This window comes from Gordonia sp. (in: high G+C Gram-positive bacteria) (assembly GCF_020438995.1).
GTDB lineage: Bacteria > Actinomycetota > Actinomycetes > Mycobacteriales > Mycobacteriaceae > Gordonia.
Window position 1 is genome coordinate 1 of the sequence record NZ_JAGQTN010000322.1, and the last position, 8,147, is coordinate 8,147.

General features: G+C 60.8%; 5 protein-coding genes and 1 pseudogene. 4 read left to right on the forward strand and 2 right to left on the reverse strand.

The window, feature by feature from the left end:
* Positions 1-2,027: type I restriction-modification enzyme R subunit C-terminal domain-containing protein (locus tag KDB67_RS22245; RefSeq protein WP_291020728.1), on the forward strand; the 2,027-nt coding region annotated here is incomplete at its 5' end.
* Complete coding sequence (locus KDB67_RS22250) at positions 2,024-3,250, forward strand: restriction endonuclease subunit S (RefSeq protein WP_291020730.1); 1,227 nt, start codon at positions 2,024-2,026, stop codon at positions 3,248-3,250. The genes KDB67_RS22245 and KDB67_RS22250, both read left to right, overlap by 4 nt.
* 1,115 nt (positions 3,251-4,365) lie before the next feature.
* Here KDB67_RS22250 and KDB67_RS22255 read toward each other — a convergent pair.
* Positions 4,366-4,830 (reverse strand): DUF4411 family protein, encoded by a 465-nt coding sequence (locus tag KDB67_RS22255; protein ID WP_291020732.1) that lies wholly within the window; start codon positions 4,828-4,830, stop codon positions 4,366-4,368.
* A complete protein-coding gene (locus KDB67_RS22260) occupies positions 4,827-6,026 on the reverse strand; it encodes an XRE family transcriptional regulator (protein ID WP_291020735.1) in 1,200 nt (399 codons plus the stop codon). Before KDB67_RS22260 ends, KDB67_RS22255 begins: the two co-directional genes overlap by 4 nt.
* 122 nt (positions 6,027-6,148) lie before the next feature.
* On the opposite strand from KDB67_RS22260, the gene KDB67_RS22265 reads away from it, so the two are divergent.
* Positions 6,149-7,621, forward strand: a complete 1,473-nt coding sequence (locus KDB67_RS22265) for a class I SAM-dependent DNA methyltransferase (RefSeq protein ID WP_291020737.1) — start codon at positions 6,149-6,151, stop codon at positions 7,619-7,621.
* Positions 7,622-7,828: 207 nt separating this feature from the next.
* A pseudogene (locus tag KDB67_RS22270) lies at positions 7,829-8,147 on the forward strand (acyl-CoA oxidase); the annotation flags it as partial.

The following is an 8,147-nucleotide window of genomic DNA, read 5'->3' on the forward strand; positions in this document are numbered from 1 at the left end:
CACCGGACGATGGGCGTAAGTTCACCGAGTTGTACAACGTCAACCGAATCCGACGCGGACCGATGCCCGACGCCACATCGGTCGCGATCTCCACCATTCAGAGGGTGTTCAAGGCGCTGCGCAACGAGGACGTCGCCGACGCGGATGATCCCGAACTCGATGGGTGGGTCCCCGATCACCCGGTGACGGTGGCCTACAACGCCGACATCCCGCCCGAGACGTTCGACCTTGTGATCGTCGATGAAGCGCACCGGTCCATCTATGGCCAGTGGCGTGGTGTGTTGGAGTATTTCGACGCCCACATCGTCGGGCTCACCGCCACCCCGGGTAAGCAGACTTTCGGATTCTTTAAACAGAATCTCGTGTCGGAGTACACCTATCCGCAGTCGGTGGCCGACAACGTCAACGTCGATTTCGACATCTATCGCATCCAGACACAGATCAGCTCGCAGGGCTCCACTATCGAAGCGGGCACCGTTGTCCCGAAGGTCGACAGGCGGACCCGGCAGCAACGGTACGAAACGCTCGAGGACGACCTGAATTACACTGCCCGGCAACTTGATCGTGCGGTCACGGCGACCGACCAGATCCGGACAGTACTGGAAACGTTCCGCGACAAGCTGTTCAGCGAAATCTTTCCCGGCCGTTCGGTGGTGCCCAAAACCCTCATCTTCGCCAAGGACGACGCTCATGCCGAGGAGATCGTCACACAGGTGCGGGAGGTGTTCGGCAAGGGCAACGACTTTGCCGCCAAGATCACCTACACGGCCCGCAACGCCGAACAGCAGCTCGCGGCGTTCCGTACCAGTGCCGCATTGCGTATCGCGGTCACCGTCGACATGATCGCCACCGGTACCGATGTCAAGCCGCTGGAATGTGTGTTCTTCATGCGGGATGTGCGTTCGCCGCAATACTTCGAGCAGATGAAGGGCCGTGGCGCACGCACCATCCCGGACGCCGACTTTCAGGCCGTCACTCCCGATGCCAAGGAGAAGTTGCGGTTCGTGCTGATCGATGCCGTCGGTGTCACCGAACACTCCTTCGTGGAACCTCCGCTGAACCGGGACACGTCGATCAGTCTGCGCAAGTTGCTGGAGAAGACCGCCAACCTGACGATCACCGAGGACGAAACCGCCACTCTCGCATCCCGGTTGGCCGCACTTGAGGCTCAATTGACACCCGAGGAACGGGCCGAACTCGACGCTGTCGCCAACGAGGGAGGTTCGGGGGCTTCCCTGCGCGAGGTGGTCCACCACCTCGTCGATGCCGTCGACCCCGATACCCAGGCCAACGCCATCGCCGGCGCTGCCGACACTGATGTGGCGCGGCAAAAACTCATCCTCGACGCCGTCAAACCGCTCGCAGCCAACCCGGAGCTGCGCACCCGCATCCTCGAACTACGTCGCAGCCACGACCGCGTCGTCGACGAGGTTTCCGCCGACGTCCTGCTCGACGCCTACGGTGTGGTCGACACCAGCAAAGCCGAATCCATGATCACATCGTGGCAGGAGTACCTGGACGAACATCGCGCGGAGATCACCGCCATCCAGCTGCTCACCGAGGCCCACGACCGTCGGGTGTCGTTCGGCGATCTCAAAGAGCTCGCCGACCGCATTCAACGACCGCCGTACAACTGGACACCCCACATCCTCTGGAACGCCTACGAGATCCTCGAAGACCCCAAACGGGCCAGCCGCAATGACCACCGAAACCTCACCGACCTGGTCTCGCTCATCCGCTACACCGTTGGCGCCGAGGACCAACTCGTGCCGTACGCCGACAAGGTGCATGCCCGATACGCCGCCTGGCTGGCCCAACAGGAACAGGCCGGCGTCACATTCAGCGCCGCCGAACGCTGGTGGCTCGACCGGATCGCCGATGTCATCGCTTCCTCCGCCGGAATGGACACCACAGCCCTCGACGCATCACCGTTCATCGAAAACGGCGGAACCGACGGTGCCCTCAGAGATCTCGGGGACCGGGCCGGATTGTTGATCGAAGAACTGAACAAGGAGCTGACTGCGTGAGCTGGCCGATCGTGACATTGAATGATGTCGCCGAGATCCAGGGAGGAATCCAGAAGCAACCGAAGCGCACGCCAAAGGTAAACAAATTCCCTTTCCTTCGTGTTGCCAACGTCACATCCGGAGGCCTCGACACGACCGACCTCCACGAAGTTGAGCTATTTGAAGGCGAGATTGAGCGCTACCGCCTTCAGGACGGCGACCTACTCGTGGTGGAGGGAAACGGTTCACCGAAGCAAATCGGCCGTGCAGCGGTATGGGATGCATCCGTAGCGAATGCGGTTCACCAAAACCACCTTATTCGAGTGCGTCCAGTTGAGGACCTCGACAGTAAGTTCCTGGGACTACTCTGGAACTCTCCAGCGATCAGGGATGAACTGACTCGTGTCGCGAGTTCAACGAGCGGACTTCTAACCTTGAGCGTTTCCAAGCTGAAACATATTGCTTTTCCGCTGCCGCCCCTCGATGAGCAACACCGAATCGTGACCCTCCTCGAAGATCACCTCTCCCGCCTCGACGCCGCAAATTCGTATATCAAAGCCGCACGGCAACGCGAGCAGACGCTCCTTGAATGTCTCCTGGCCAGGGAAATTGCAACAGTACACCACGAGGAAGTCCCAATCGGATCTCTGATAGTGGATGGACTCACCAATGGTAAGTCCGTACCTACTCAGGAGGATGGTTTCCCCGTTTTACGCCTGACCGCCATCAAGGGAGGTCGGATCGATTTAACTGAATACAAATGTGGAGCTTGGTCAGCCACGGACGCAAATCGTTACCTCGTCGAGTGCGGCGACTTTCTAGTGTCCCGCGGGAACGGCAGCCTACGTCTTGTTGGTCGCGGAGGACTGGTTACGGATGAGCCAGCCCCCGTCGCTTTTCCCGACACAATGATACGAATTCGCGCGGACGCCGAGCGCTTGAAGCCAGAGTTCCTTGCACTCGTCTGGAATTCGAAAATAGTTCGCAACCAGATAGAGAGTGTCGCCAGAACGACAGCAGGAATCTATAAGATCAATCAGAAAGATCTGGCTGCACTGCGCATTCCACTACCGTCACTGTCGGACCAGATGGAAGTGCTGACACGACTCGACTGGATCAAACGATCCTTGGTGCCACTACGCGACGCCGCGGAGCGTTCGGAAATCCGGAGTAACGGCCTTCGCAGATCTTTGCTCAAGCATGCGTTCTCAAGCGATTACAAGGCCTTTGCATGGCCAACATGATTGGACTCCTGATCACATTACACCGTGCAAATTCACATCGATCATGGCAGCGTCTCATCATAGCGGAGACCTGGCATACTCAGACCTCTTGGTAAGCCCACCTGGTGAAGAGTTCCCGAGCACCTAGACCGGTTGGCGCCACCCGTGATCGTAATACGAAGTACGTCTGCGGTGTATGTGGCGAGAAGAAGCGAATGACCAAGGCGCACGTACCGCCACGAGTCGCCGGCAACGCAAGCATGGTTACTCAACACAAGATGATAATTGACGGAGATTCGATTCGTCCGGGTAAAACGATACTTGGTGGCATCCATTTCCGGGGTCACTGCGACTCCTGCAACTCGACGATTGGCGGTAGGTACGACAATGCCTACGCCGACTTTGCTGCGATCTTGAGGCCGTCATGGGTGAAAGACTGGAACCTGCAATTGCCTCCACGAATTGCAGTCAATGACGGAACCTTCCTACCGGGCTCAGTAGTCCGTTCGCTGACACTTGGCCTGTGCGCATTCTCACCTTGGCTTCAGACCGAGTTCCCGGAGTTTACTCGCAGAATGCTGGGCGGATCTCGTGTCCAGTTGCCTGGAGATCTGCGCCTATTCATCGCACTCGCACGTGGGCGAACTGGTCGTACGAGTGGCTCATTCGCAGGCTTGTACCTAGTTGGACCAAAGGCCCAGTATGCAGCCAACGGATACCCGATCGGCATCAATTCGGTGGGCTCGTGCTACTTTCCGCCTCTTGCTTGGGAATTGGTCCATGAAAATCACTGCGTACTCCCCAGTCAGGGGTGGGTCGACGTGAGCGAATGGACTGAGGTCGACCCGACGGAAGAGCATATGGTTCATGAGTACTTTAGCGATTTGCCATCCGTAGCTCATCCGCGACACACACCATCAGATCACGACAATTGGGCTGAGCTCTACGCACCTGAATTCGCCCCTTTGGTCGAGAGTCCGAATGTTGAGGGCGGTATGGCAGACAGTCTTACGAGACGGATGTTGGCTAACAAGGCACTGGTACGAAGTGACGAGATTGAGCGACTCGTCAAGCGTCAACAACGCAACTGAGACCCCGTACCGACATGGCCGACAATCGGGAGTCTGATTCTTGATTTAGAATTCCCATCCTTGCTCCTCGATGTAGCCCATGAGGGTAAGGCATGGCACCCCGAGCGCTTCGCATACGTCGGGGATTCTCGGTTTCAGGATGTTACCGGTGGCGATCTCCTCACTGACGACGGTTCCCATGGTCACGAGCGCCAGGGCGATGACGAAGGGGTCTGCACCGCTGCGCTTACCGCCCTGCCGCACGAGATTCGGGTAGAGGCCGAGGATTTGCCGTACACCCTCCTGGATCTGGGCCGACAGTGGGCAGAACAGGTCTGGCTGCGCGTCGGCCCAACTCTTGGCGTCGTCGTCGCGCCGCGCGAGCTCCCGCTGAACTTCATCCACCGCACGGATCGATCCGCTGGTGATCTCATCCTCGATCCGTTCCCATAGGCCGCGGAACACAGTTGGTCGGAAGAGGTCTCGTCGACCGTTGAGGATTGCACTTGTGTCGAACGAGTAGAGGTTCACCTCACGACACTCCGTAGTTCGGCGACCTCACCGAGTTGCTGTATCTGGCCCACTTTGGCGTCGAGGTAAACCGCGGCGGTGTTGCTGTCGATGACCCGGCGACGATGCGCGTCGGCTACCGCGCGCACATACGCCTTGCCGAGATCGCGCACTGTATTGCGGTACCAATTGCCGCTCTTCGGTTTGGTTCGGCTGGCCTCATCGTCGTATGCGGCGGCGAACTCGGCTCGACGCTGACGGTAGAACGCGGTCGATACGGCGCCGAGTGTGCTCAGCCTGCGGAGTAGCGCTTCAGGGCTCACGCCGAACTGTGCTGCCACAGGTCGCAGCGTGGCGTAGTCCCATGAATCGGGAGCAACGCTGCGAGCGATCACCTCGGGCCGGGCCCGTACATCCGCGCCCGGCATCAGCACCGACGCCGCGATGGCGTTGCATGCCGCTTCGACGGACCGGTTCGCATCTCGAGGGCGGTCGTCGGCGGTCACGTCGCACAGGCCCTCGGTGTGGATTGCGAGGTGAGCGAACTCGTGCAGCAGCGAGAACAGTCGGGGCCGCACGTGGTCACTCCCGTTGAGCACGATCACCGGGAGCACGTCGAAGTAGATCGACATCCCCCGCATCTCCTTGACGTCGACACGGCCTCCCTTCGTGGCCAAGACGAGCACACCGCTCGCCTCCACAGCGGCGATCCATGCGTTCAGGTGCTCATAGCCGTCGCTGGACGAATCGGGGACGGGTAGCGGGCCGACCTCGGCCAGCGTGGTCCGGATCATCTGCGCAGTGCTCTCGACGTCCTCGGCCGAGGCCCGCAAGCGCCACTCCGTCGGGAACTCACGCTCCTCGATCTCTGCCAATTCCAGTGCAAAGTCCCGTTGTGTGTGGGCGCGGCGGAACTCCTCGTGCAGGGCGGGGCTCCACTGCCGGGCTTCCGAATCGGGCAACCGTCTGAAGTCACGCAGGGTATCGAAGCCGTCCGGAGGCTGCGGCAGGAAGAACACCGCGAGCGACCGGTTGTAGACCTCGGCGGCCTTACGAAGTTGCGCGATCGTCGGCACCGCCTCGCCGGACTCCCACTGCGCCACCCGATCGTCGGGCACTTTGATCTTTCGCGACGCCGCTACCTGGGTAAACCCGCTCGACTCACGCGCCCAACGGAGCACAGATGTCTCCACCGGAGCAGGGATCGGTGCGGCCATACCTAGATGATGCACCAAGGCACTGACAACCCGATGAACCTCATCCGATGTCGCCCGTCGGTCGCTGCACTGTCACCGGGTGCCGCCGTGCCCCAGACAGCCGCAATGAAAGACTGCTAGGCATGTCCGACTCCCGCCGCCTCGTCGCCAAGCTCGTCGCCGGAAGCAACGTCCTGCGCGACTCCGGCGTCAACATGTACGAGTACACCGAGCAGCTCACCTACCTGCTGTTTCTCAAGATGGCCGAAGAGCGTGCGACACGGCCGCTCAACCCTGAACGAGTGGTACCCGAGAACCTGTCGTGGCATCGGCTCCTGGGTCTGTCGGGCGACAAGCTCGAAGACACCTACAACCACATACTGCGGGAACTCGCCAACCAGCCCGGTGTGCTTGGGGCCATCTACCGCCGGGCGCAGAACAAGATCTCGAATCCGTCGCACCTCAAGACGCTGATCGTCGACTACATCAACAAGGAGAACTGGTCGGCGGCCGGCGCCGACGTCAACGGCGACGCCTACGAAGAACTCCTCGAACGAAGCGCCGGAGATACAAAATCGACAGCGGGACAGTACTTTACACCCCGCCCTCTGATTCAGGCGATGGTCGATGTCCTACGGCCCACCATCGACGACACGGTGATCGACCCGGCGTGTGGCACCGGAGGGTTCCTCCTCGCCGCGCACTCGTATGTCGCGAAGGACGCCGCCACATTCACCCCACCGCAACGCGATCACCTGCAGAACGACTTCGTGACCGGCGTGGACATCGGTGCAACAACGTCGCGGCTCGCGTCGATGAATCTGCTGCTCCACGGCCTCGGATCGATCACCGGCGATTCGCTCATCGAGAACAGCGACGCGCTGCTCGCCGACCCCGGCCGACGGTGGAGCATGGTGCTGGCCAATCCGCCGTTCGGCAAGAGTTCGAGCACCGACATCGGCGGCGCCGGAGACGACGACGCCGAAATCTTCCGACAGGACTTCGTGGTCACCACCTCGAACAAGCAGCTCAACTTTCTGCAACACATCATGACAATCCTCGACGTCAACGGCCGCGCCGGCGTCGTCCTGCCCGACAACGTCCTCTTCGAAGGCGGCGCGGGTGAGACGCTGCGCCGAAAACTACTGACGGCCTACAACTTCCACACACTTCTGCGTCTGCCGACCGGAATCTTCTACAAGCCCGGCGTCAAAGCCAACGTCCTGTTCTTCGACCGCAAGCCGGCAGCCGAACAGCCGTGGACGCAGCGACTATGGATCTATGACCTGCGCACCAACAAACACTTCACGCTCAAGAAGCATCCGATGCGGCGCACCGACCTCGACGATTTCGTCGAGGTCTACCGGCCAGGAGAGCCGCACGACGCGCGCACCGAGTCGGACCGCTGGAAGTCGTTCACCTACGACGAACTCGTCGCCCGTGACAAGGTGAACCTCGATATCACCTGGCTGCGTGACGAGTCGCTGGAAGACGCTGACAACCTGCCGTCACCCGACGTAATCGCTCGCGAGATCGTCGAAGACCTCACCGCAGCACTCGCCGAGTTCGAAGCGGTGGCATCCGCGCTTGAAGCGGGAGCTACCGGCACCGAGTGACGTACCGCGAACGTCCTGTTATCCAGTAACGCGGTTGTCCAAGACTGCGCGGTGTCTATCTCGGGCAGGCCCGATAGCTCCACAGCGAACCCATCTGAGTTTGCCGGCAGTCCCGGAAACCGGCATTGATCGCAACCTCAGGCCCCGACGCCGTCCTGGTGCGGCGAATCACACCGATCCGCGGCCGGCTCGCCTACGGTGGAGGCCATGTCCGCACCAGAATCAACCGAATCCGACGATACCGCCGTGACGGCGGCGCTGCGCACGGTCCTCGACGGGCCGTGGCACGAGACCCGGGAGATGGTCCGGGAGAACATCGATCGCGCCGAGCTGCTGCCCGACCCGTCGCGCACCCTCGATCAGGCCCGCGCCCAGATACTCGACACCATGCGGTCACTGGCCGGGAATGGTTTCGCCGCACCGGGTTTCGCAGCCGATCATGGTGGCACCGGCGATGTGGGGGCCGCGGTCACCGGCATCGAGACGCTCGGTTATGCCGATCTGTCACTGATGGTGAAATCCGGTG

Bases quoted from the DNA above. Each gene is read 5' to 3' on its own strand.
- KDB67_RS22260 (WP_291020735.1), bottom strand. From the start codon at position 6,026: ATGGCCGCACCGATCCCTGCTCCGGTGGAGACATCTGTGCTCCGTTGG.
- KDB67_RS22265 (WP_291020737.1), top strand. From the start codon at position 6,149: ATGTCCGACTCCCGCCGCCTCGTCGCCAAGCTCGTCGCCGGAAGCAAC.